30 protein-coding genes and 1 pseudogene are annotated in these 25324 nt (G+C 36.7%); 10 read left to right on the forward strand and 21 right to left on the reverse strand.

The genetic code is table 11. The annotated features are described in order from the left end of the window. Positions 1-46 precede the first annotated feature (46 nt). Positions 47-541, forward strand: coding sequence for an HYR domain-containing protein (locus BAQ48_RS28565; protein ID WP_423219974.1), 495 nt, complete (start codon positions 47-49; stop codon positions 539-541). Then, entirely contained in the window at positions 444-647 is a 204-nt protein-coding gene (locus tag BAQ48_RS27935; RefSeq protein WP_165613793.1) for a hypothetical protein, read from the forward strand. Before BAQ48_RS28565 ends, BAQ48_RS27935 begins: the two co-directional genes overlap by 98 nt. A 42-nt stretch (positions 648-689) precedes the next feature. On the opposite strand, the pseudogene BAQ48_RS11375 reads toward BAQ48_RS27935, so the two are convergent. The 6 genes and pseudogenes from BAQ48_RS11375 to BAQ48_RS11400 form a co-directional block, all read right to left on the reverse strand. After that, a pseudogene (locus tag BAQ48_RS11375) lies at positions 690-830 on the reverse strand (CPCC family cysteine-rich protein); the annotation flags it as partial. A gap of 117 nt (positions 831-947) precedes the next feature. Beyond that, entirely contained in the window at positions 948-1601 is a 654-nt protein-coding gene (locus BAQ48_RS11380) for a DUF975 family protein (protein WP_071711157.1), read from the reverse strand. A 229-nt stretch (positions 1602-1830) separates the two neighbouring features. Beyond that, positions 1831-3282, reverse strand: coding sequence for a PH domain-containing protein (locus BAQ48_RS11385; protein WP_071711158.1), 1452 nt, complete (start codon positions 3280-3282; stop codon positions 1831-1833). Continuing rightward, the gene (locus tag BAQ48_RS11390; RefSeq protein WP_071711159.1) at positions 3275-3751 is read right to left on the reverse strand and encodes a PH domain-containing protein; all 477 of its coding nucleotides are present in this window, start codon (positions 3749-3751) and stop codon (positions 3275-3277) included. Before BAQ48_RS11390 ends, BAQ48_RS11385 begins: the two co-directional genes overlap by 8 nt. 79 nt (positions 3752-3830) lie before the next feature. Beyond that, positions 3831-4004 (reverse strand): hypothetical protein, encoded by a 174-nt coding sequence (locus tag BAQ48_RS27940; protein WP_071711160.1) that lies wholly within the window; start codon positions 4002-4004, stop codon positions 3831-3833. Positions 4005-4006: 2 nt separating this feature from the next. Then, positions 4007-4588: a TetR/AcrR family transcriptional regulator gene (locus BAQ48_RS11400; protein WP_071711161.1), complete on the reverse strand. Its 582-nt coding sequence runs from the start codon at positions 4586-4588 to the stop codon at positions 4007-4009. Positions 4589-4724: 136 nt separating this feature from the next. On the opposite strand from BAQ48_RS11400, the gene BAQ48_RS11405 reads away from it, so the two are divergent. After that, positions 4725-4868 (forward strand): YjcZ family sporulation protein, encoded by a 144-nt coding sequence (locus BAQ48_RS11405; protein ID WP_071711162.1) that lies wholly within the window; start codon positions 4725-4727, stop codon positions 4866-4868. Between the two features lie 116 nt (positions 4869-4984). Here the strand turns inward: BAQ48_RS11405 and BAQ48_RS11410 are convergent, their stop codons facing one another. From BAQ48_RS11410 to ecsA, 6 genes are all read right to left on the reverse strand, one after another. Continuing rightward, positions 4985-5686, reverse strand: a complete 702-nt coding sequence (locus BAQ48_RS11410; protein ID WP_071711163.1) for a LutC/YkgG family protein — start codon at positions 5684-5686, stop codon at positions 4985-4987. Next, entirely contained in the window at positions 5667-7097 is a 1431-nt protein-coding gene (locus BAQ48_RS11415; protein ID WP_071711164.1) for a LutB/LldF family L-lactate oxidation iron-sulfur protein, read from the reverse strand. The genes BAQ48_RS11410 and BAQ48_RS11415 overlap by 20 nt, the downstream gene beginning before the upstream one ends. A gap of 15 nt (positions 7098-7112) precedes the next feature. Continuing rightward, complete coding sequence (locus tag BAQ48_RS11420) at positions 7113-7838, reverse strand: (Fe-S)-binding protein (RefSeq protein WP_000868616.1); 726 nt, start codon at positions 7836-7838, stop codon at positions 7113-7115. 189 nt (positions 7839-8027) lie between these two features. Beyond that, the gene (gene ecsC, locus BAQ48_RS11425) at positions 8028-8735 is read right to left on the reverse strand and encodes an ecs operon protein EcsC (RefSeq protein WP_071711165.1); all 708 of its coding nucleotides are present in this window, start codon (positions 8733-8735) and stop codon (positions 8028-8030) included. Positions 8736-8748: 13 nt separating this feature from the next. Further along, entirely contained in the window at positions 8749-9960 is a 1212-nt protein-coding gene (gene ecsB / locus BAQ48_RS11430) for an ABC transporter permease EcsB (RefSeq protein ID WP_071711166.1), read from the reverse strand. After that, the gene (gene ecsA / locus BAQ48_RS11435) at positions 9953-10696 is read right to left on the reverse strand and encodes an ABC transporter ATP-binding protein EcsA (protein WP_071711167.1); all 744 of its coding nucleotides are present in this window, start codon (positions 10694-10696) and stop codon (positions 9953-9955) included. Before ecsA ends, ecsB begins: the two co-directional genes overlap by 8 nt. A 560-nt stretch (positions 10697-11256) precedes the next feature. Between ecsA and BAQ48_RS11440 the strand changes: the two genes are divergently transcribed. The 3 genes from BAQ48_RS11440 to BAQ48_RS11450 all read left to right on the forward strand — a co-directional run bounded on the left by BAQ48_RS11440 (position 11257) and on the right by BAQ48_RS11450 (position 13088). Next, positions 11257-11691, forward strand: coding sequence for an HIT family protein (locus BAQ48_RS11440; protein WP_001016832.1), 435 nt, complete (start codon positions 11257-11259; stop codon positions 11689-11691). A gap of 178 nt (positions 11692-11869) precedes the next feature. Further along, entirely contained in the window at positions 11870-12232 is a 363-nt protein-coding gene (locus BAQ48_RS11445) for a YtxH domain-containing protein (protein WP_071711168.1), read from the forward strand. A 298-nt stretch (positions 12233-12530) separates the two neighbouring features. Then, on the forward strand, positions 12531-13088 hold the full coding sequence (locus BAQ48_RS11450) for an HTH-type transcriptional regulator Hpr (RefSeq protein ID WP_000834923.1): 558 nt from the start codon (positions 12531-12533) through the stop codon (positions 13086-13088). Between the two features lie 9 nt (positions 13089-13097). On the opposite strand, the gene BAQ48_RS11455 is transcribed toward BAQ48_RS11450, so the two are convergent. Beyond that, the gene (locus tag BAQ48_RS11455; protein WP_071711169.1) at positions 13098-13433 is read right to left on the reverse strand and encodes a DUF1878 family protein; all 336 of its coding nucleotides are present in this window, start codon (positions 13431-13433) and stop codon (positions 13098-13100) included. A gap of 113 nt (positions 13434-13546) precedes the next feature. Here BAQ48_RS11455 and BAQ48_RS11460 point away from each other — a divergent pair, with 113 nt between their 5' ends. Then, positions 13547-13741: a hypothetical protein gene (locus tag BAQ48_RS11460; RefSeq protein WP_000172690.1), complete on the forward strand. Its 195-nt coding sequence runs from the start codon at positions 13547-13549 to the stop codon at positions 13739-13741. A gap of 424 nt (positions 13742-14165) precedes the next feature. Beyond that, positions 14166-15032, forward strand: a complete 867-nt coding sequence (prsA, locus tag BAQ48_RS11465; protein ID WP_071711170.1) for a peptidylprolyl isomerase PrsA — start codon at positions 14166-14168, stop codon at positions 15030-15032. A 181-nt stretch (positions 15033-15213) separates the two neighbouring features. Here the strand turns inward: prsA and BAQ48_RS11470 are convergent, their stop codons facing one another. After that, positions 15214-15459 carry a cytoplasmic protein gene (locus tag BAQ48_RS11470; RefSeq protein WP_071711171.1) on the reverse strand — a complete coding sequence of 82 codons (246 nt, stop codon included), beginning with the start codon at positions 15457-15459 and terminating at the stop codon, positions 15214-15216. Between the two features lie 280 nt (positions 15460-15739). Between BAQ48_RS11470 and helD the strand changes: the two genes are divergently transcribed. Continuing rightward, positions 15740-18070 (forward strand): RNA polymerase recycling motor HelD, encoded by a 2331-nt coding sequence (gene helD / locus BAQ48_RS11475; RefSeq protein ID WP_071711172.1) that lies wholly within the window; start codon positions 15740-15742, stop codon positions 18068-18070. A gap of 136 nt (positions 18071-18206) precedes the next feature. On the opposite strand, the gene BAQ48_RS11480 is transcribed toward helD, so the two are convergent. From BAQ48_RS11480 to BAQ48_RS11490, 3 genes are all read right to left on the reverse strand, one after another. Continuing rightward, entirely contained in the window at positions 18207-19655 is a 1449-nt protein-coding gene (locus tag BAQ48_RS11480) for an MDR family MFS transporter (RefSeq protein ID WP_071711173.1), read from the reverse strand. A 21-nt stretch (positions 19656-19676) separates the two neighbouring features. Further along, positions 19677-21068, reverse strand: a complete 1392-nt coding sequence (locus BAQ48_RS11485) for an MFS transporter (protein ID WP_071711174.1) — start codon at positions 21066-21068, stop codon at positions 19677-19679. A gap of 140 nt (positions 21069-21208) precedes the next feature. Continuing rightward, entirely contained in the window at positions 21209-21574 is a 366-nt protein-coding gene (locus BAQ48_RS11490) for a DoxX family protein (protein ID WP_071711175.1), read from the reverse strand. 283 nt (positions 21575-21857) lie between these two features. Here BAQ48_RS11490 and BAQ48_RS11495 point away from each other — a divergent pair, with 283 nt between their 5' ends. Continuing rightward, positions 21858-22343 carry a MarR family winged helix-turn-helix transcriptional regulator gene (locus BAQ48_RS11495; protein WP_071711176.1) on the forward strand — a complete coding sequence of 162 codons (486 nt, stop codon included), beginning with the start codon at positions 21858-21860 and terminating at the stop codon, positions 22341-22343. A gap of 211 nt (positions 22344-22554) precedes the next feature. On the opposite strand, the gene BAQ48_RS11500 is transcribed toward BAQ48_RS11495, so the two are convergent. The 4 genes from BAQ48_RS11500 to BAQ48_RS11515 form a co-directional block, all read right to left on the reverse strand. Then, positions 22555-23811: an FtsW/RodA/SpoVE family cell cycle protein gene (locus BAQ48_RS11500; RefSeq protein WP_071711177.1), complete on the reverse strand. Its 1257-nt coding sequence runs from the start codon at positions 23809-23811 to the stop codon at positions 22555-22557. A 6-nt stretch (positions 23812-23817) separates the two neighbouring features. Beyond that, positions 23818-24225: a PadR family transcriptional regulator gene (locus BAQ48_RS11505; RefSeq protein WP_071711178.1), complete on the reverse strand. Its 408-nt coding sequence runs from the start codon at positions 24223-24225 to the stop codon at positions 23818-23820. Between the two features lie 4 nt (positions 24226-24229). Next, positions 24230-24763: a sigma-70 family RNA polymerase sigma factor gene (locus tag BAQ48_RS11510; RefSeq protein ID WP_071711179.1), complete on the reverse strand. Its 534-nt coding sequence runs from the start codon at positions 24761-24763 to the stop codon at positions 24230-24232. Between the two features lie 148 nt (positions 24764-24911). Next, positions 24912-25322, reverse strand: a complete 411-nt coding sequence (locus BAQ48_RS11515) for a DUF2283 domain-containing protein (protein WP_071711180.1) — start codon at positions 25320-25322, stop codon at positions 24912-24914. Positions 25323-25324 lie beyond the last annotated feature (2 nt).

Below are 25324 nucleotides of genomic sequence, written 5' to 3' on the forward strand. Positions count from 1 at the left end.
CACAGTAAATGATACCGAACCACCAAAAATCCAATGCCCTAACAATATTACAAAAGCAAATGATCCTGGTAAATGCGGTGCTATTGTTACATTTCAACCTACGGTTACAGATAACTGTCCAGGTGTAACTTTTTCCTGTTCGCCAGCTTCTGGATCCTTCTTCTCTGTAGGAACCACTCCTGTGACTTGTACAGCCACGGACGCATCGGGAAATACAGCTACGTGTTCATTTACCGTTACAGTAAATGACACCGAACCACCGACCATCAATTGTCCTGCCGACATTACTGTAGCTATTGCACCTTGTCAGGTAGAACCTATAGTCAACTTTGCACCTACTGCAAGCGCCAACTGTGGTGTAGTTTCGGTGACTTGCTACCCACCATCCGGCTCCTTTTTTAATGTGGGGACCACTACCGTAACTTGTACGGCTACCGATATTCATGGAAATAGCAGCACTTGCAACTTTTATGTTACAGTGGTACAGCTACAACCTTGTATTGCACAATGCAGGTGTTTTAATTATTACAAGTGTTTGTAATATAATAATATCGATTAAAAAGGAAAATATATTTTATGAAAAATCCCGAAAAAACAAAATAGGTCTTTTGAATAGTAATAAAATAAAACAAGATCCGCTGAATTAATTAAGAGCGGTTCTTATTTTTTTACTTCACATACACATAGGCTTCATTTGCCCCGCCTTCGAAGTCAGGATCGTTAAACTGTACCTTATCATCTTCCCAATAACATATGCTGCAAATTTCATATGTACCTGGTGGTTCTTCTTCTAATGTTTCATATCCGCAGCATGGACAAGTATATTTCATTACTTTACTCCTTTTATTTTTACTCAACATAATTATAGCTATTTATTAGGTAAAGTCCTCAAAAAGAAACCACCTATCCCCTAAAAAATATAGGAAACAGATGGTTTACATGTTTTATTAGAAAGTAGTACCTTCTTTTTTATAATATTCTTTTGAAATCTCTTCATAAAACGCTGCTGATGTCGAGTAGAAATAAGGCGCTAACCATAAGAAACCGATTCCTATAGTAAGAATACTTAAAATGAACCAGCCAATGAAGCTTAAGCATAGTAAGAAGTAATCCATTTTATGTCCATTCATCATACGGCGACTTTCAGTAATTGCTTGATTCGCTGTGTATTCTGGATGATCATTCAAAATAAAGTACGTCATAGCATAAGAAAATGATTTAATAATTCCCGGAATAATAAGAAGTAATGTCCATAGAATCAAGTATACATACATTAGTAAATATGTTAAAAATGCCTTCATAAATTTACTTCCGTCACTAAACCATCTAAATAAATAACCAATACTAGCATTATCCCTACGGATTACATGTAAAACAAGGTAATAAGCACCTACTGTTAATGGACCGATAATAAGCATTGCAATAATACTTACTGTAAGCGACTCCCTTGCTTCTTCCCAACCCCAAAATATCGAGAAAATACCTGTGAATAGCATATTAGCAGCTCCAATGAGGATTCCAAGTAATAAGGTCGCCCCTACCGCTAATCCCCATTTTCCCTTTAATGCATCCAGTGCTTCTCTTTTCAATTGACTTATCATATATAACCTCCTAAAAAATAGTTCTATATTATTATACCATTTATATCAAAAACTCCACAAAATTACCTGAAATAGAAGCCCACTACCTTTTTTAATACGTATTGATACATGCGCGCTGTATTTGTATTCACACATAAATGAAACCAAGAAAAAACTAGTCCAAATGTAAACCCCTCATTTCTCTATAACAAAAAAGGCTTACCTTTCATAATAGGCAAGCCTTTTCAAATTAATTCTCACTTATTCTCTTCTTATACCAACCCTGCATTCTCTCCGCATCTTCTACTCTCGTATGCTCTAATTTATAATTCGATGATGCATTAGAGAACTTATACGTACATAAACTTGCACGGCGCTGGAAATAGGATTGTGTCTTTTCCATTGATTGGACGTGTCTTCTTCTAACAAGCCCTGTATATTTTCCGAGACTGCGATATACAAGCGTAATTTGCTCTCCGTTTACACCGTAACCATTTGTTTTAAATGTTGCGTATCCCAGTATAAAGATGAGGATCGCAAGTGGAATTAATGCCCACATGATGAAGTGCTTTTCAGAGTATATACTTATTCCAATAAGCGGGATTGCTAGCATTGCGAAGAATATAAAACTATCAATTAAGTAACGACGCAATGCTGATTTTGGTAATGAAATAATGTTTGTATTCAGTTCGTATGGTAATTGTAAATGTGCGAGTAACTGTTGTACACGATCTTTTCGAATGATAGGATGCAGTGTAACTTTTTCTTTTTCGTCACCCAGTCCTTTACTTTGAATGACTTCTACTTGCACAGCGCAATAACCGAATGGCTGACGTAAAATACTTTCTTTTATCGTAATACCTTGAATACGGTGCAATTTTAGGACGAGTTCTTTTTTCTCAAGTAATCCTTGTGAAATGCGGACCTCATCATTTCTTCGATTCACTGTGAAATCTCCATGTTTTAGCGCATAACCGATTGTCGATATAATCCATGAAAGGACGATCAAAATGGCTATCATGAAAATCAAGCCATATATATCGTGGTCCATTACATACGACTTTACGCCATTCTCTATCCATTTCGGAATGTACTCATCTACTTGATGATATACGAAAAAGATTAATGAGAATAATAGTCCAAACTGACCAGATGTAACAGATGCTAATAAAATTTCTTTCCAAGTTAATTTATATTCTGTCGATTGTTTCTCTTCTGTAACGATTTGTTTTTCTTCTGTATTTTCTACTGCTTCGTCTAACGTTTCTTCTGCTTTCACTTCTGGAGTTGGCTCATTTAGCAAAGTAATAAGCTCTGTTGCCTCTTCTACTGTAATACCAGCTAAGCTAACTTCTGCATCGTCGCCCCCACCAGCTGTTTCGATTTGAATTTTCTTTAAGCCAAGCATTTGATATAACACGTTAGAACTTGTATTAATTGTTTGCACACGTTCTTTATTTAAGTAGCTCTCCTTCTTCACAAAGAGCCCCTGTTTCACATGTAATACGTTATTTTCAACCCAATATGTTGTGTAATACCATTTTTCAAACGCTGAAAAGATGGTAAGTAAACCAAATCCAGCGGGAATTAAATACCAAAACGGGAATTTTCCGTTTAAGCTAAACATGAAAATAATGAGTGGTATAAAGTCTGTTATTTTTAATTCTAATAACATCGTGATCGGATGCTGCCTCTTATACATCCTCATCACTCACTTTCGCTAATTCTGCGATTTTCGTTTTTAACATTTCTGCTTCATACATCGTTAAACCTGGGATACTATGAGAAGTTGCTGCTGTTGAAATATGTAATTCTGCTAAACCATATTTTCTCATAATTGGCCCTTGTTCAATCGTAACGTGCTGCACACGAATCATCGGTACTAATACGCGCTTTACGACGAAAAGACCGTGCTGAATTTCAAGTTCTTCTTCGTTTAGTTGATAGCTATAATAGCGCTGACGTAGTTTCGGGAATAGGAAGTATGAAAATGGTGCGAACACAACTGTTAGCCCAATCATCACATACAAAATCCACGCCCACCAATCAAACTTTATCATGAGGAAAAGGTAAGCTAAAATGACAAGAATACCGATCCCTTCTTCAATTACAGCACGAACTTTCCACACCTTGATCATGTCAGGGTGAATTTCATTTTTCAATGGATCCATGTAACCACTCCAAATCTAGTAATCTAATATATGAATACTCTCAAATTATATTTTACATAACTTTACAGAAAATTAGTATTTATTCTTCTTTATCTTTCTTCTCTGGAATAAAATAGCCGAACCAAAGTAGCCAAATAAACCCTATTAACTTCATCCAACTTCCATCCGCTTGAAAAGCTTCAATCATTCCTGGAATTTTATACACTCCAACAAAGCCAAGAAAACCGAGCCACCAGTTTTTTTGCATTTTCAACTTTATTCCCCCTTCATTACGTTTTTCACATTTTGAATCCAAATTTCTTTATACTTTAAATCGAAGCCTATTAATATGTAATTACTCATGTTATCAATAACGAGCGCTAACGTATGAGCATTTTCTTCTGTTGCATCTTGTGACACAACATCAAGTTCCACACCTTTCTTCAATAAATCGTGGAATCCATTTAAAAACTCCTCTTGTATTTCAAATAAACGTTTCTGATACTTTTCATTTCGCGTCGCACTTACGATAAATTCATTTATAACGCGTAATATACCTTCTTGGCCTTTATACTCAGACAACATTTGTAAACCATCTGCGATTAACTTCTCTGCAAAGTTTTCTTTTGTATATTGGTCTTTATCGAAGTAACCCACAAATTGATATCCAGAAAAAACCTCTTCAAATAAAAAATCCACTAACGCTTCTTTAGAAGGAAAATGATAATAAATAGCCGGTTTTGAAATACCTACCTCTTTCGCAATCATGGAAAGGCTCATCTTCTCAATGCCGTGTTCTGCCATAAGTTTAAATGAAGCTTCTACAATGTTTTGCGATGTTTGTAAATTCTTTGTCATACTGTACCTCACTTATTTTTACTTACCGGTCGGTAAGTAAATTGTAAAATGAAACGGAATGATTTGCAAGGAACTTCTTGATAAATCTAGAAAAGTATAAAGTAAAACAACATATAGCAATAAGGAGGACATTTATATGGGACTTGGTGGTAAAGGTGGTAGCGGCGGCACTGGTGGCGGTGAAGATGGACAAACTGGTAAGAGTGGATTTCCATTCATCATTGTACTCTTTATCGTATTGATTATAGTTGGAGCTAGCTATAGTGGGGTTGGCTTCTAAAAAACATCATTTAAGTAGGTCCAAGATTATCCGGGCACACAAAATAGAAAGCACTAGTTATGTGTAATAGCTAGTGCTTTCTATTTTCAGCATTCTTATACATCATATTTGTTTCATTATTGATCATCCACAATAATATAAGCTGTTCTAATTGGCCCGTGTACACCTACGACAAGGTTCATTTCAATATCAGCGCTATTTGACGGACCAGAAACGAAATTCACACAAGCTGGCAGGTTTTCTCCTGATGTATTTTGGTCATGAATCAGTTTTGTAGCTTGGGTTAATCTTGGTACAATCGTACTTTTAGGAACGATTGCAATATACGATTCTGGAAGAAGACTCACATGCCTTCCTTTTAACCCGTCATTAAATAGTACAACGGTTCCTGATTCTGCCAAAGTCATATCACTGAACGTAATACCAAGGTCAGCAGCTTTCGCAAATGCTACGTCCTCTTCTTTATGATCTAATCCCCACGTACGAAATTGTGTTGTGCCTTCATTTTTGAAAAATGGAGTAAGACCATATTCATTAAAGCGCTCATCATTCGCACACATCGCAGATTTGATATTCCATTCTTGTATAAAAGACCCCAATGTTTCAACAAGCTTTTCCTTTGTTGTTCGCTTTACTTCCGTATGAATCACTTCGCAGTGTTCCATTAACTGTAAGACAAGTTCATCTTGCGAAAGTCCTTCGAACACATTCCACTGCGGTGAAACAGACCATTTCGGTTTTTTCACTGCTTCTGGACGTTTCCTACCAAGCTTTTCTGATAATTGGAGCAAAAATTCCTCACGATTTTGGATGGCCATCATCGTTCTCCTTTACGCGTTTTTCAAACCACTCTCGGAACGGTTGTTTTTTCGGAACTGGAAAATCTCTCGCTTCCGTCCATGCTTTTAACGGCCCAATGCCGTGCTCGATTTTATCGCCTTTTGCAAGAGGTTTTAATGCATACGGAGCACTCTTCGCAGCAAAAGAAAATAATTTAGGACTCCTCACCGCTTTTTCAAAACCTTTCATAGCAACGTTCCAAGCTACAGGTGAGTATTTTTCTTGTACAATGCGGCTCCGATGTTTAATTAACAAGTCGTGTAACGGGATTTTCACTGGGCACGCTTCTGTACAAGCACCACAAAGGCTAGACGCATAAGGTAAATCCTTATATTCATCATATCCCCCTAAAAGCGGTGTCAACACAGCTCCAATTGGCCCTGGATAAATAGACCCGTATGCATGTCCACCAATATGCCGGTATACAGGACACACGTTAATACATGCGGCGCAACGAATGCACTGAAGGACACTTTGGAATTCTGTTCCTACAATATCAGAACGGCCATTATCAACAATGACTAAATGAAACTCCTCCGGTCCATCTGTCCCGCCCGGCTCAGTTAACCCTGTAATATAACTTGTTAATTTTTGTCCTACAGAACTTCGGCATAGAAGTGTTACTAACACATCAAGCTCTTCCCATGTCGGAACAATACGTTCCATCCCCATCACTGTAATTAACGTTTTCGGAAGTGTCGTCGTAAGTCTTGCATTTCCTTCGTTTGCTACGATAGAAATGGATCCAGACTCTGCAACAGCAAAGTTACATCCCGTCACCCCTATATCCGCTGCAAAAAAATCATCACGCAAATACGCTCGTACAAACCTCGCCATTTCCGTAGGGTCAGATGTTCCCGTGTAATTTAACTTTGTTTTAAATATTTCACAAATGTGTTCTTTATCTTTATGAAGGCACGGAACAACAATATGTGACGGCGGATCGTGATCGTTTACTTGTAGAATAAATTCAGCAAGGTCTGTTTCTAACACTTCCGCTCCCGCTTCTTCAATTGCTTCATTTAAACTAATCTCTTCCGTTACCATCGATTTTGATTTCACGATTTTTTTTGCATTTTTCTTTTTTACAATCTCTTTTACATATTCCCTTGCATCTTCTGCAGTCTTTGCAAAATAAACAGAACCACCGTTTTTCTCAATATTTTCACTCAATTGATATAAATAATAGTCTAGGTTTTCTAATGTATGCTTTCGAATTTCTTCTCCTAAAGCTCGCCATTCTTCCCAGTTTCCAAGACTCTCAGTAGCTTTTAACTTCTTACCTCTAAGACCATCTTGCGCTTTCCGAACAGCTTGCCGCATAAATGGATCGCCAATGCCTGTTTTCGTACGCTTATGAAAGGGATCATTCCCAATTTTCATTCCCATCTCTATATCCCCCTCTTATTTTCGATCTTCATTTAATACTTGAGCAATATGTTTTACATCAATTGGATAACCATTACGTGTTAAACGTCCTTTTATATTCATTAAGCAGCTACAATCCATTCCAATTAACACTTCCGCACCGGTTTCCATAATATGTTTTACTTTTTCCTCAACCATTTCTTCAGAGATTTCTGGCATCTTTACTGAGAATGTCCCTCCAAATCCGCAGCAATCATAATTATGCGGCAGTGAAACCACTTCCAGTCCCTTTACACATTTTAATAATTTTTGCGGTGGTTCTTTAATCCCCATTAATCGGCTCATATGACAAGACGTATGCACCGTTGCTTTTTTATGAAGCTCCGCACCTAAATCTTCTTTCCCTAATACTTCAACGAGAAATTGTGTGAATTCGTATGTTTTATCAGCAAGTTCAGTAGCTTTTTTCTGCCAGTCTGCTTCACTTTCAGAAAATAAACTAGAAAACTCGTGAACCATCATCGCGCAAGACCCCGACGGTGCTACAACATATTCTGAACTAGCAAAGGCTTCAATCATATGTTTTGCAGCTGTTTTTGTTTCTTTCACATACCCGCTATTATAAGCAGGTTGTCCGCAACAAGTTTGCGTTTTTGGAAAATCAACTTCACACCCTAAATCCTCAAGAATTTCGACGACATCTCTTCCGACTTCTGGATAAAAAACATCTGCCACACACGTGATAAATATTGATACTTTCATATTTTGCACCCCTAAATACAGTAAAGTAAGCTCAAGTAACTTTCTAACCACATCTACTTTATCTGTATATTATTGGTAATAAATTGAAACTTTAATCAGCGCGGTTTTACGGCTTACAAATAGCGGAATAAAATAAAAGAAGGGATCCTAAATGTGTAATTTAGGATCCCTTCTTTTTTATACAGCAAATTAATTTCTATTCAACAATCGCATTCGATAACAATTCATCGTCACTTCTCCAAGTCGTTGCAATAATTGATAGTTCGCATACGCACCGACCGGGGCACCGATTACTGGGACGAGCTGAAGCATCTTCGCTAAATCAATATAGTCTCGGTACTCTGTTTGGAACTTTTCCCAGTCCATATGATTTTCCTCTTCTGTATCCCACGTTTCAATCACTTTCCATATTTCTTTTCGGTGATCATCACTTGAAAAGGCAAGCTGGAAAACGTGAAGGATAAAAAGTCGTTCTTCTTTGTTACTCGTATCAAATCCATACAATGTTGCAGCATCGAATAAAAATTTAATTTTAATCGTAAGTAAAAGCGGAAAGTCAGCAAGGCCGAGAAGAATACCACCAGCGCCCGTCCCTGCTCCTTCTGCTGCAGCTATTTTTTTGTATTCATCTATTTTTTTACGGACTTCATCGTCACGTCTTTGCAGTGACCAGTTTGTTTCTTTTAGCTTCGGTTTTATGAAGTTTGATCCAGCACTAATTGTTTGCACCATCATCCGAATCGTTTCTGTTAGTACCTTTTGCACTTTCGCGGGCACTAGTTGTTGCACTTTCACCTGCACTTTTTTAGAGAACCGTGTCATCATAGAAGAATCTTTCATGAATGTAGCTTTCCACTGCTCCAATTCTTTTATAACCTTTTCTTCATATGTAATCATAGGTTCATTCCTTTCAATTTAAGCGCTCGATGCGTTTTGCACCGTATTGATAAACGAAACCGATACTAAATACTATGCTTACGATTAGTAAAATTCCCGTCATCATGAAATCTTTTGTCGCTAGTAGAAATACAATTGTAAAGATAATGCTACCAGTAACGAGGATTGCATTTAATAAAGTAAGAAAATCTTTCTTCTTCTCTTCTCCCCTTACTGGATACAAATCAAGCCAAACTTTCATGCGGTGATGTTTCCATAAAGTTAATAGCTGATAACCGATTAAGTATAGGAAGATTAGGCTTACGATAAATCGCCCATATAAAAACGGAATGAAGTACAGAATAACTCCGCCAAGAGCAAGCAAACGAACATATAAACCAAAATAGTTGCCCGAGCGTAAAAACGTTCTCGTATATAAGTATAAATATGTACGCTTTTCGCCGATTATCGAAAGAATGAAATCAAGCCATTTTCTACGGGATACTCGTTCTTTTAATGCTGGTACATCGATGAACATATTCGCAATGCGGTACAGCAGCATCATCTTCTTACCTTCTTCAGAAATTAAATACTCCCAGTTCAGCGGCTTTCCCTTCACCATTTGATGCAGGATCACAAGGTATAACACCATGAGCAGGACGATTCCACCAATAAACATAACGGAAGTACGTTCTACAAGGAAATAAACAAATAATCCGTTTAAAATGAAACGAATGAACCAATCGGCCCTTTGCACATTTTGATCTGTTAAAAATGATTTTTCCCACGCTACGAATAAATTCCACGCTTTTACAATGACAAACGCAAGTACGAGCCATATGTAGCCAGCACCTGTTTGTTTCATTTGCTGGAAATATAACGGAGCAAGCGCTGCCGCTACAATTGCGATTATGTATAACTGAATCATAAACGTAAAGAGAAATGCCTTTGTGAAGTAAGGCTTTAACTTTTCTTCAACTGGCAGTAAGTAAACGAGGTCTGCTTCTTTCAATAACGTTTGAATCGATCCAGCCGTTAAAACGAGTCCAATTAATACTGCCATCACGAGCGCAGTTGGGAACGAAGGTGTTAACGTTTGTAACCATTGCTGGTAATAATACGCTCCTGCACCGATGATGAAAACAAAAATAAATTTCAAATGATCATTAAATACGTATTTACTATATGTACGAACTTCTTTTAGAAAGTGACGAAATCGTTCTTTCCATAATGCTGTGCTATTCATAATCTTCTTCCTTCGTTAATGCAATGTAAATATCATCTAATGTTGCACCAGGCATATTAAAGTCAGATTGCAGTTCAGATAATGTTCCCTTCGCTCTTACTTCACCTTGATGCAGAATAATGAACGAATCACAATAACGCTCTGCCGTCGCTAAAATGTGTGTACTCATTAAAATACCTGCGCCGCTCTTTTTCATTTGATCCATCATTTGAAGAAGCGATTGGATCGCTAACGGATCAAGCCCAACGAACGGTTCGTCTACGATGTAAAGAGATGGCTCCACTAAAAACGCACTCATAATCATTACTTTTTGTTTCATCCCTTTTGAGAAATGAGATGGAAACCATTTTAAACGATTTTTCATACGAAACTCTTGCAATAGTTGCCCTACACGTTCTTCATATTGCTTTTCATCAACGCCGTACGCCATCGCTGTTAACTTCAAATGCTCTTCTAACGTTAATTCATCATATAATACCGGTGTTTCTGGAATGAAGGAGAAACTAGAACGGTACGCTGTCATATCATCACGAATTGTTTTCCCATTAATTGTGACAGTTCCTTTTTTCGGTTCCATTAAACCGATAATATGTTTAATCGTCGTACTTTTACCAGCTCCATTTAAACCGATTAAGCCGACAAGTTCGCCTTTATTAACAGAGAACGAAACATCTTTTAGTACAGGTCGTTTCGTATATCCTCCTGTAACATTTTCTACACGCAATAACTCGCTCATACGACACCACTTTCTTCATTTATATTCGTTCTATATTCATCTTACCAAAAATGGCACTGTACTACATAGTATCGATGTCTTAAAAAAAATTTAAATTTCTTCGCATATATTTTTACGAAAGCGGACATCATAATTAAGGAAGAAGGAACACATTGAAAAAGCAACCACCAATTGATGAGTATAACAACATAGTGAAGTCATCATGAAAAGGGGTGTCCATGTTGGACAAAGAAATTTACACATAACCAGATTATTTGTTTCATTTTAGAAACGGGGTGTCTCCGAAAGAGCATATACTGTTTTAAAAAATAAACAATTTCCTTTTATAAAAGATTGCAATTCATTTCACTTGAAAATGGGGTGTCTACGGCAGAAACTTTAGCCGATTTACCGTGCATTTCTTAAATTAAATGGGGTGTCTGCGAAACGTAAATTACGATAATGCTTTTTCAATCCATCTTCAGAAAACAGGAAGCTGAGTCAGCTTCCTGTTTTTCGTGTTTGTTCTATTATGTAATTATGGTAAAATACGGCTAAGGCTACTTGAAAGGATGATATTGATGAATCATACAGCGGATAATTGTATTTTTTGTAAAATTATTGACGGGCAAATCCCTTGCTCAAAAGTATACGAAGATGAGCATGTACTTGCATTTTTAGATATTAGTCAAGTAACAAAAGGACATACACTTGTTATTCCAAAAGTTCACAAACAAGACATATTTGCGTTAACGCCAGAAATCGCATCACACATTTTTGCTGTCGTTCCAAAAATCGCAAATGCAATGAAAGCAGAGTTTAATCCAGTTGGCTTTAACCTACTTAACAATAACGGTGAAAAAGCTGGACAAACTGTGTTCCACTTCCACCTTCATTTAATTCCACGCTACGGTGAAAACGATGGTTTCGGTGCTGTTTGGAAATCACATCAAAATGAATACACTATGGAAAATTTACAAAACATCGCAAGCACAATTGCAAATAGTGTGAAATAGTGACACTATAAGAAGACGTAATACATAACAAGTCTATTCCCCAAAATGATTACACATTAGCATGACTTGTTTCTTCACAAATGCTCGGGGATGATTGTTTGTGCCTAGCACATATAAGAAAGATATTCATACTTTTTCACATCATGAATACGAACAAAAAATAAGGAGGTCTCCTTTTATGTCAAAAGCTAAATCCTTTATTACAGGTGTTATTTGCGGCGGAGCTGTTGCTGGACTAGCCGTTCTTTTCTCAACTCCTTCTTCTGGTAAAGACATGCGCGGTAAGCTGAAAGAAAAAGGAACTGATATTAAAAAGACTTTAGCTGATATTACAGCTGATACAAAATTATTAAAGCGTCAAATCGTTGAAACGGCTTCAGAAGGTAAAGAAGTATTTCAAGAATTAAAAGACGATATGCAAGACACGCTTTCTAACTGGAAACAAGATATTTCTCAAAACAAGCGCCATATTGAGAAAGAAATTTTAGACATCCAAAAGTCAATTGAGAAACTACAAGAAGCTGTTCCAGAAAAAGCGTAAACAGATTCCTGCTTAGTTTTTTGCATATAACAAATATTTTTTAGATAAATTGACCTTAACACGGCATATCACACAGATATGCCGTGTTTTTATGCATTTACAATATATGTTATCACTTAACATGTACAGACAACACATGTATTCTTGACTCATAAACCGCTTCCATAGTTATGCATGATTTGTATAGAATGTCATTTTGTTAAAAAATTTTCACAATTCTCACAAAAAGACTTTATTAATTTTTATTTTACTGGCATAATAGATAGTAATGAAAAAGAATGTTAAAGTGGGTGAGTAAATGAAAAGTGGAGAAAAAGATTACTCGGTAAAAGAAGCGATGATTTTCAGCCAACGCATTGCTCAATTATCGAAAGCGTTATGGAAATGTGTAGAGAAAGATTGGCAACAGTGGATTAAACCTTACGATTTAAACATTAATGAGCATCACATTTTATCAATTGCTTATCATTTAAAAGGGGCTTCTATTTCTGAGATTGCTAAGTTTGGAGTTATGCACGTATCAACGGCGTTTAACTTCTCGAAAAAGCTGGAAGAACGCGGCTATCTTGTATTCTCGAAAAAAGAAGATGATAAACGAAATACGTACATTGAAATTACAGACAAAGGGGAAGAATTACTACTTCGCTTAATGGAGGAGTATAATCCCGAAAATAATTCCGTGTTTAATGGGGCTCTTGCACTTCGTAATTTTTACGGGAAATTCCCAGAAAATATCGAACTGATTGCAATCCTGCGTAATATTTACGGACAAGAATTTATCGATATTTTTGAGAAATCATTAGAAGATATTGATGAGAACTTTATGGAATCCGATCAGAAGTTAGTTAAGAAGTAATCTATTTATTTATTTTTTCGCAATCATGCTTAGGAATTCATTCATAAGTGGCTTAAATAAACCTTGTTTTGCTAGCGCTTCCGCAGTTTCGTGTACTTCGAGCTGATGTGGAAGCGCTTTTTCAAATTGATCTAACAGCGCATCGAACAATAAAAGCCCTTCTGCTTTCTCCACTACGTATTGTTCGTTCAGTATTTCACAAAGTTGTAGTATACGTTCAATATCTTTTTTACGAGCTTTTTTCTTTATGATCAAAGAATAAAATGGACACTTTTCTTCATCAATCATTTTAAATAGTAGGTCTACGTAGTATTCAGCTTGTTCTAATCTTCTAACAACGTCCATTTTCTCCCTCACTTTCTAACACAAAGTCTTCTATTTCTGAATTTTGTAACACGAACAAAATATCGTGTGATACAATATATATATGTATTTTAGCCAAAAGGAGGTCTCGCCTCATGACACTTATAACAGTTGTTTTTGTCGCATTCGCACTTCTTGTTATATTTTACACGAATTTCATGACACATACACTGTGTGAACGAAAACAAATAGCTGCGAGCCGCCAACCCGGTGTCTTTCGGGTTATTAATGTATGTATAACAATTTTATTAATTTCTAGTTATATAGAAATTATATTTCATGGAAAGTGAGGAAGGAAAGCCCCTTCCTCATTTTTTTCCTCTATAAGCAAATTATACCTACTATAACCAATAAAATAAACAGTACAAGTAATAAAATAAGTTGAGAATTCATCCCCATCTCCTCCTCTATTCTGTATATGCGGCATATGCCCAATATGGCACACTTTCAAAATCTGACACGATATGGTTAATTTTTCTTTATCAATATGAAATCGAGTCGAAATATGATATATTAAATTCTGTACATATTGCTTATACTATGAAATAAATGACACGCATCTTAACTTTATCCTCAGCCTCGGTAAGCCCTGTTAAGCGCGCTTTACCAGTATAAGAAGCAAAAGTATCAGTGAGACTTAATCGGGCTCTTATGAACTAAAATTCATCGGTGTAGGATAAATTAAAAATACATAATAGTAGGAGTGTTTATCGAATGAAGAAAGCGATGCTTGCCTTAGCCGCAACAAGTGTAATTGCCTTATCAGCATGTGGAACATCATCATCATCAGACAAAATTGTTACATCTAAAGCTGGTGACATTACAAAAGAAGAGTTCTACAACGAAATGAAGCAAAAAGGTGGTAGCCAAGTCTTACAAAGCATGGTTATGGAGAAAGTACTTATTAAAAACTACAAAGTTGATGACAAAGAAGTAGACAAAAAGTACGATGAAATGAAAAAGCAAGTCGGTGATCAATTCGATACACTATTAAAACAACAAGGTCTTAAAGAAGAAACGTTAAAAAATGGTGTTCGTGCTGAATTAGCTCAAGAAAAAGCTATCGAGAAAACAATCACTGATAAAGAACTAAAAGAAAACTACAAACCTGAAATTAAAGCAAGCCACATTCTTGTAAAAGATGAAGCGACTGCGAAGAAGGTTAAAGAAGAACTTGGACAAGGTAAATCTTTCGAAGAGTTAGCGAAACAATACTCTGAAGATACTGGTTCAAAAGAAAAAGGCGGAGACTTAGGATTCTTCGGACCAGGTAAAATGGTTAAAGAATTCGAAGATGCTGCTTACAAGCTGAAAAAAGATGAAGTAAGCGAACCTGTAAAATCACAATTCGGTTACCACATCATTAAAGTAACAGACATTAAAGAGCCAGAAAAATCATTCGAGCAATCTAAAGCTGACATCAAAAAAGAATTAGTTGCGAAGAAAAAACAAGATGGCGAATTCATGAACGATCTTATGACGAAAGAAATCAAAAAAGCTGACATCAAAGTTGACGATAAAGATTTAAAAGATCTTTTCGAAGAGAAGAAAGCTGACGCTAAAAAAGAAGAAAAGAAATAATGAATTGAAAAGCTTGGGCTTAGCCCGAGCTTTTTTGTATGCCCTCTTTTCGAGATAATAATGGAGCATATCCGCTTTTTATAGCCCTTTTAATTCTTCATGTTGGTAATGTAAAGTCTTAGTCACTTATATATAATTACATAATCTTCGTTAACGGAAGTTGCTTTTGCCATTCGTTTAACTAAAACCATCTCTTATGCATTTCGCCTAAAAAATTTTCTGTGATTTTCAATCCAGAACTTTCTCCTATAATAGAGTCAATCCCGCAATGAGGACAAACGGCTGTGTTATCATCATCCCACCACTCTGTAATTTTTTCTGGATTGAAAATTTCCAAACAATAAAAACAACCGCATATAACATCCTTTTCTAAGCTGTTTCTATTACGAGAACAAAAACGATGTGATTCCTTAAAATGTTTTTCCATCAGTATCCCCCTATTCCTCATTCTCTTCTTTGCTTTACTTACATTCTCCTCGATAAAATTGCAATTCTTCCTTAAAGAAAAACACAAAAAAACCTCGATCCACATAGCGCGGAACCAAGGTTTATCTCATTATCATTGATTAAATTCAAAAACTATGTTAAATTAGTACAGAAACGCATTCATTAAAAATAAAAGAATGTATTTATCCGTATCTTAATTGTACAACAAAATCTATTTTCAGTCAACCTCTATTTTTCACTTTTAAAGGAGTGCTTAGCGTATGAACAAAAAACTTGATCTAGAGCAAAAACGATTGGATACCGTAATCGAAACGATTGCGAAACAAATTGATAAGCTGGAAAACGAAACTGGCAGACGCCGGGCGGAAGTAATCAACATCCGCAAACACTTTTGGGATGACGTGAAAGTGAATACTGATACTTTTGATGATTATCTTGAAACAGTTATCAACTTAAGACAACAAGCTCAATCACTTGCTGTAACACAAATTACACATAAGCACACTTTTAATCGACTTGCCGCACTAAGACGTATGCAGAAAGCACCTTACTTCGGACGCATTGATTTTACAGAAGAAGGCGAACCTGCGGCTGAGAAAATTTATATCGGTGTCGCTACCCTTACTGATGCAAGCGGCGAAAACTTTCTTATATACGATTGGCGCGCACCTATTTCAAGCGTCTACTATGACTATCCACCAGGACCGGCAAAATATAGTACGCCAGGCGGTGTCATTAACGGAACTGTGGAGAAAAAATTACAATACATTATTCAAAATGGCGAGATTGATTCTATGTTCGATACGAGCCTTACAATTGGCGATGAAATCCTGCAACAAGCGCTCGGAAAAGGTACGAACAAACATATGCAAAGCATCGTTGCGACGATCCAGCGCGAGCAAAATGAAATTATTCGTCACGATGAAGGTCGACTACTGATCGTGCAAGGAGCTGCTGGTAGTGGTAAAACGTCAGCTGCACTGCAGCGAATCGCCTATTTACTATACAAATATCGCGAATGGTTAAAAGCAGATCAAATCATTCTCTTCTCCCCTAACTCTATGTTCAACAGTTACGTGTCTAACGTACTACCTGAACTTGGCGAAGAGAATATGCAGCAAGTTACATTCCAAGAATATTTAAATCATAGACTAAGTAAGTCATTTGACGTGGAAGATCCATACGAGCAATTAGAATATATGCTAACTGAAACGAATAGCCCTGCCTATAAAACTAGAAATGCAAGCATTCGCTTTAAAGCATCTACTCAATTTTTCGAGATGATTAGAACGTACAGACAATCTCTTGAATCTTCAGGCATGCTATTTAGAGGAATGAAATTTAGAGGAAAACTGATCGCCTCTGCTAAAGAAATCACGGAACAATTTTATAATACCGATTCCTCCCTCCGCTTCCATAGCCGAATCGAGAAGTTAACGGATTGGCTAAATAAGCAAATAGATGCACTTGAAAAAGCAGAACTGAAAAAGCCTTGGGTAGAAGAAGAAATTGAACTACTTAGTAAAGATGAATATCAAAAGGCTTATAAATACTTGCAGAAAAAGGGCGAGTTTGACGACAACTCCTTTAATGATTTCGAGAAAGAAACGAAAGTACTTGGGCGTATGATTGTTCGTAAAAAATTGAAGCCACTTCGTAAAGGCGTTCAAACACTACGTTTCATCAATTTCACGGGCATATATAAACAGCTCTTCACAGATGCATCATTGGTTGGCGAAAAGCCGAAAGAATGGGACGACATTTGCTCACTAACGGTGAACATGCTTGATGAAGGAAAGCTATATTACGAAGATGCGACTCCATTTTTACTTTTAAAAGAGTTAATTGAAGGCTTCCAAACGAACAGATCGATTAAACACGTACTCGTAGATGAAGCGCAAGATTATTCTCCGTTTCAATTCGAATTTTTAAAACGTCTCTTCCCTGCCGCAAAAATGACGGTACTCGGAGACTTTAACCAAGCGATATTTGCTCATGCGAGTGAAACGGTGAATTTCGATACACTTACGAATTTATACGGACCAGACGAAACGAACGGCATTAACTTAACTCGTAGCTATCGCTCAACAAAACCGATTATTGAATTCACACGAAATCTCGTACCAGAAGGAAAGAAAATTAACGCATTTGAACGTGACGGTGAGAAGCCTACAGTAACGAAAGTAGCTGATTACAGCGAACTTCATGAGCATATTACTGCTAAAGTTGCTGAACTACAAACAGAGCAGCACAATACGATCGCAATTATATGTAAATCTGCAGCTGAAAGCGCCGCTGCTTACGAGGCACTCGGTAGCATTGAAGATATTAAACTTGTGAAGAGCACCTCCGCCGAGTATGAGCAAGGCGTCGTTATCATCCCTGCTTATTTAGCGAAGGGTATCGAATTTGATGCTGTTATTATTTACGATGCTTCTAAAAATGTGTACAGTGATGAGAGTGTTCGTAGATTATTCTACACTGCTTGTACACGTGCAATGCATGAGTTACAACTTTATAGCGTTGGCGAAATTAGTCCTTTTATACTTGGGGCTGATTCAGAGAGTTTTGAGCTTATTACAACACCTTGATATGAATCAAGGTGTTTCTTTTTTATGCAGGATTTATACCTTGAAGACGCAAAAAAGAACCAGTCCTTAACAGACTGGTTCACACCTCTAGAATTACGCTATTCATTTTTTAAAATAAAGAAAGTAATCTCGTACCTTAATCTTCCAAGGTCTGCGAACGTTTTATAAACAAAGCTACAACGACCGCAAGTAGTGCCAAACCAAATCCAATCGTAAAAGCATTATGCACGCCTGAAACCATTGCTTCAGTCAATTGAGCCGGGTCAGTTGGATTTGAAGATGCATCTAAATATTTCTTTTGTCCGGAAGTCATAACGCTAATAAAGAAAGCAACTCCTACCGCACCCGCTACTTGTGATAGAGTATTCAAAATAGCTGTTCCGTGAGGATAAAATCGCTTCGGAAGTTGGTTCAAACCGTTCGTTTGCGCTGGCATCATAATCATTGAAATAGATACCATCATAGTGACATGTAATAGGATGAAAGTTATTTTAGACGTGTCTGCCGTTACTTGTGTAAAGAACCACATCACACCTGCTAATAATATCGTACCAGGAATAATGAGCGCTCTTGGGCCAAATTTATCAAAGAGCTTCCCTGAAACTGGGGAAAGCAGACCATTCAACAAGCTACCTGGAAGCATGATAAGACCAGTTGCATAGACCGTTAAGCCTAAAGCACCTTGGAATAGAAATGGTAGTAACGTCATCGTCGAGAACATCGTCATCATCATGATCGTCAATAAAATTGTCGTTAGCGTAAACATCGGATATTTAAATGCACTAAGATCTAGTAATGGCTCTTTCAATTTCAATTGACGCAATACGAAGAATAGAATTGCTACAAGACCAATTAGGATTATGCCATATACTTGGAAACTATCCCAGCCTTCACCTGAGCTACTAAATCCATAAACAATCCCGCCAAATCCAATTGTAGATAAAAGAATAGATAACACATCTACCTTTGGTTTAGTAGGCTCTGAGACATTTTTTAAATAAATAAACGCGAAAACGATAGAAAAAATTGCGAATGGAAGAACGATATAAAATAGCCATCTCCAATTCCATGTTTCCAAAATGATACCTGAAAGTGTCGGTCCAATGGCAGGAGCGAACATGATCACAAGCCCAATACTCCCCATTGCCGCTCCTCTCTTTTCAGGAGGATATAGAAGAAGAATCGTATTCATTAATACGGGCATCATTAATCCCGTACCTGCCGCTTGTAACAAGCGACCCACCAATAGTATAGAAAATCCAGGTGCAATCGCACTTACAAATGTACCGAAAGTAAAGACTACCATCGCACCTATGAATACTTGTCTTGTTGTAAACCATTGTACTAATAAAGCAGAAGCTGGAATTAGTACAGCAACTACAAGCATGTACCCTGTTGAAAGCCATTGGAGAGTCGATGGTGTTACATTCAACTCAATCATCAATTGTGGAAAAGCAACGTTCAATAATGTTTCATTCAAAATGGTAAAAAACGCCCCAATGATCATCGATATTAAAATTGGGAGTCTTTTCACATTGTCAAATTCCTTTGACTGCGAAGAAACAGACGCAGTTTGAGCATTCATACATAAACCTCCTCGTATTCTTTATAAATTCTTACTACCTTTGTTAGTCATATTTAACGTAGAAGCACCCATGCCAAATTGAAGGCGATACAGCACAACTACAAGTAGGATCAACAATGACATCACGCCGAAGATATTACTATACATATTTGCAGCTTGATTTGCAATAAAAGGATTCAATTGTAGCGAAGTAAAACCATTATCCAGCAATTTCCCTACTACACTCATAGCCATCGCGCCAGATATGAAATTAATCATCGACAGTAAACCCATTCCAACACCTGTCTCTTCCTTTGATAGTGTTTGTGAAATCGTATTAGACATCGAAATTTGCATAAAGGTCTGTCCTACATTTCCAAAAATTAAAATCAATGCAATGATAAAAGCTGATAACCCAATAAAAGTGGATAATAATGAGAAAGCAAGGAATATGAATACTGAGGCAATAAAAACGAGTGCAAAGTTGCCCCGAGTATCAGCTAACCTTCCTCCCTTTCTTCCCAGGATTGCCGAGGCAATTGCAGCTGGAACTAAAACAAAGCCAATATTTGAAGGAGTTAATCCATTTACTGCCGATAGAAATTGCGGCGTCATGAATGTCATGCTAAAGCTCATCGCTGTCGTCATAAAAGCAAGGAGTAACCCAATCGAAAAGTTCTTATTTTTAAACAAAGTCGGTTTAATAAAAGGTTCTTTAGCTTTTTTAATCCGCAGAATGAAGAATGCTAACATAACAAATCCTCCAAGGAATAACAGCACTTGCATCTGCGTAATAGCAAGCAAGAGGAACGTGACCGATATAGCTAATAGCCCTCCGCCAAGAACATCAATACTACCCGCTTTCCCTTTCGCATTGTCTAAATACTTCCTAAAGAAAGGAAGTGTCAGAAGCGGTAGTAAAGAAAGAACAAACATAAGTCTCCAATTTCCAAAGCTTGTGATTAATCCTGCCGCAACTGGTCCTAACGCATTACCAAGTGCTAAACCAACTGCTGAAGTTCCAAGGGCACGGCCCCTTTTCTCTGGCGCAAAGTACCTGACGGGAATAATCATCGCTGTCGCTGGAAGAACCGAAGCCCCCGCCGCTTGAATGACACGCCCCAAAATAATAACCCAATACTCAGTAGCAAGTAGACCAAGTAAGGAACCTAAAGCGAAAATAAGTAATCCATACGTTAACAAATCCTTTAGCCGATATTTATCCGCTAGTTTTCCCATTACGATAGAACCGACGGCGTAAACGACCATATAACTAGTCATAATCCAGCTAACCTCTGAAGGAACAAGGTTAAATTCTTTCCCTATCTCAGGAAGAGCTACATTAAACATCGTACCGTTCATAACCGAAAATATTAGCGTAACGACTAAAACTCCTAGCAACTTATCCGCATTTTGTGATGATTTATCTAACATCTTGTAGACCTCCTTTTCTCTTCCCCATAATCTATACAAAATTAAATGAGTATCAACATAATGAATATCCTCACTATTTAATTATAATGAGGATATCATTTCATCGTAATTCATTCAAATCTACTAAACTACAATTTATTTTACAGCAGTTCTGTTACTGCTGAAGAATGAACGACCGCAAGAATTAGCGCTAAAATCATAAGTACGGCTGCTGGCATTATTTTTCCGATTGGATCTTTAACACGAATATGCGACAATACAGCTCCTAACATAATACAAGCAATCCATAATGCTGCTAAAACTAATACGATCTCATTCCAGAAACCAAAAATCAGTCCAGCCACCCCTGCTAAAGCGATCCAACCGGTCGCAATTCTGAACCATTGAGGTAAACCTAAATGAGTGAAAGCTTCTACTTGCATCTTTGCTCCCGTAATTTTACTCACACTCGAAAAGAAAAATGCAAAAATTAATAAACATTGAAGTACTAGTGCTACAATAGTCATGTACAATCCTCCGTTACATATGTTTTTTTAGGGTATTGCTATTGAATACTGAAACGATTTGAAATTCCTTACATCAATACACCTCACTCTATTATCGTTTTCTATAGACCCCAGCATCAGTTATAATAGTAATTATCTCGCTATTACACATTATGAGCATGCGATATAATGAGGTTACTCACTAATTGTTTATAATATAGAGAGGATACTCACTAATAATATACAATATATTTATGAAACGTGCAAAAATGAACTACAAAATAATGAGGAGGTCATCCCATTCATGAAATCAAATTATCCAGCTGCAATAGATATCATCCATATATTAATGCAATCCACCAACTATGTTCAAAGAGAATTTCAATCTCAATTGTCAGCTCTTGACACACCTTATCATCTAACAGGGCCAAGGCTACGTGTTCTATCTACCGTTTCTGAAAATGGCCCCATTCGAATGAATGCATTAGCTGCTAAATTAGGTGTCAAAGCACGTACAGTTACCGATTTTGTCGATGCACTCGAACAAGACAAGCTCCTAATTCGTATACCCGACCCAACTGATCGCCGAGCTACGTTAATTCAACTTACTGAACGCGCGCAATCCAATATGGAGCAGGCGCTCGCATTCCAAGACAAAGTCGCAAACGATATTTTGCAAAATCTCACATTAGAGCAGCGTGAGCAGTTTTTTGAACTTCTATTACAATTAATAAAAGATAAGCAAATTCCTGATTCATGCGGAGAAGTTGACAACGAAAAAACTTGTTAAGTGTGCAAATAAAGTGAAACTTTAATCAGTGGGGGTTTTCTTTATCCCCCACTGATTATTAGCCTTCACCAATCGGACTTTTATGGGCAGTTGATCCCCCAACCTAACTTCTTTGCTTTCGCTGAATTTTGAGGTGGGGGTCTTACTGCCCATTAAAGCGGGATAAAACCACCTATCCCCTAAATAATATAGGAAATGGGTGGTTTGTTTTTTAAGCTGACTTTCTCGTTGGAATATCTTTACGTCGATATACACTTAGTACGATTCCCATTAAAAGTGCATGAAATACAGTTGGTGTTAATCCATAACTAATAAATGGTAGTGATATAGAAGCAATGGGCAATAAGCCTACTATCATTCCAACATTATAAATGAACTGGAATACAAAAAGGGTCATCCCACCAACGAGAAGTAATTTACCGTACGAATCATTTATTTTATAAGATATGACCACTAACCTTACTACAAAAAGAGAAAGAATTAAGACAAGGACCAGTGCAAGCACATATCCATAATAATAAGTCAAACTTGCAAATACAAAATCAGTATGGGCAGCAGGGATTGGCTTTATATTTTCAGATGCGCCAAACCAACCTGTTGAAGACATTACCTCTTTTAAACGTATATACATAAACCCTGCGCCACCTGCATCATGTCCAGGATTTAAATAACCTAAAATTCTATCTACTTGATATTCTTTTATTGAGAATAAACCAACGAGAGTAAATAAACAAATTGTTACAACAGTAATAATCAATGCCTTTTTCTTCCCTAACTTACTCCACCAAAGCATCACGAATACCATCGTGATATAGATAATAATTGGCGAAAGAACCGATATGGTTAAAAATAAATATAAAGAAAATAAATATAAAATTAGAAGATGCCTAATCTTTAACCTACCGTTATTAAAAAAAGAAGCCCAGGCTAATAGAAAGAATGGTACTGCCATTAAACATCCAGTGGCAACGGGATCAATTTTTATGAACGCTTCTCCATTCATGGAAGCATTTGAAAAATGCTTTGGCAGTAACAAAGTGAGTACGCCAATTGTATAAAACAGCCACCCGAGTCTCTCTAACTTCCTATAATCAAATAGCATCATCCCAATAGCTATTACAACACCAAGAATAACAAATACCACTTTATTCATTAGTAAATCATTCGTATGCCCCAGAGCTACTATTGGCAAAAACCCTAATCCCATCGCAATCACTAATAAACTAATAAGGAACCAATCAACTTTTGGCTTATGAAGTTTATTCAGCTCCCGGCCAAGTTTGATCGGACTTCCCATTTGTTCAACAGCCTTATTTTCAGCAACTTCCTCACTTAAACCTTTTTCTATCCACATATTCTTCGCCTGTTTTAAGTGAAAATTTAGTTCAGTTGCTACTAAGTCCTTCGCTTCTTTTGATTTAATATGGTTCGTAACTTCTTTTAAAAACTGCTCCCCTTTTTTGTTCAATTTTTTTCACTCCTGTACTAATCCTTTTAATATAATTCGTGCCTTCGTAGCATTCTTCTCTGCCTTTCGCAGCATCTTATTTCCTTTATCATTTAATTGATAATATTTAGCTCCTTCGTGATCCCAGCTAGATTGGATAAAGCGATTCTGCTCTAGACGATGTAATAAAGTGTATAGAGACCCTTCATCACCTTCAAATTTTTGAATCCCTCTCCCACGCAGTAACTGCATCAATTCATAACCTGTTTTTTCATTCATAAGAAGTTGCAACACTGCTAAAAGGATATCTTCTTCCTTTTCGGACGATTGATTGATTTTTTCACGTACCCGCTTCCGGTGCTGATCAGAAAAACTCAAATGTTTAAAAGTCGTGTTCTCCATTGATTTTCGCAAACCTTTTAATCGATCTTCCATTTGATTATTCCTCCAATCCTTTCTTCAAAAGTTCCTTCGCTTTTTTCAGTCTCGTTTTTATCGTATTTTCCTTCACTTCTATTACAATCGCAATCTCTTTAATTGATAGCTCTTCATAATAAAATAGATAAATCACTTCTCGATATTTTATCGGTAAATTCATTACTGCAGAAGCTAGCCGACTATCCTCTGCATTTTGAATAACTGTTTGTTCCACACTTTCTTTTTGACTCTCCATATACGTAAAGTCATCCTCTGTAACGATAACTTTTTTGTTATACCAACTTTTTAAATAGTCCTTACAATGATTAATCGCAATTCTCCATAACCACGTTTTCACATTCGAATTCCCTTTATATGTATGAAGAGATTTATAGCATTTCACAAATATATCTTGCGTTAAATCCTCCGCAACCTCTTTGTTATTCACATATGAATACACAAGCTGTAGGACTTCTTGTCCATACTTGTTCATGATTTCGTCGATAAGGTCCTCCTTATCTTCTATTTCAAACGCTTCTATCGTTAATTCATCCACATCGTTTCCTCCTTCCCATATATTAGACGACGCACTGTATGGAAAAGTTTTATGCATTCATAAAAAATACGGTCGGCAATAACTTTTTTTATAAAACACTTCCTCCGCAAATAAAAAAGAACCCATTTAATCAAGGTCCTCCTTCTTCCTAACACTCGCTTAAAGAATCTAATATGTCATAACCATACAAAGATGGCTTGATAATATCGAAGCCAACAAAGTCTTCATACTGATTATCTGAAAAATAAAATATAACATGATGAAATACTACTTTTTGCAAATGATTGTCTCGAGAAACCCGAAATGAGTATATGTAGTTGTTCTTATTTGAAGTTTTCTTTATATATATTTTACTCAAGTTTGTTAATGCTTTTAATTTACGAGCATTTTCTCCAAAAAACTCAATCCCTACTATACGGTCCAATTGATCTATATCTACATTCAGTTTTGGATTTTCTTCCAATTCTTCAGTCGATTCAATCTCAATATGTGAAGTAAATGGAATTATATAAAGATATGCCATCTGGATTTCAGGGTCATACGTAATTAATTTTTTCATGC

It is taken from the genome of Bacillus luti (assembly GCF_001884105.1).
Classification (GTDB): domain Bacteria; phylum Bacillota; class Bacilli; order Bacillales; family Bacillaceae_G; genus Bacillus_A; species Bacillus_A luti.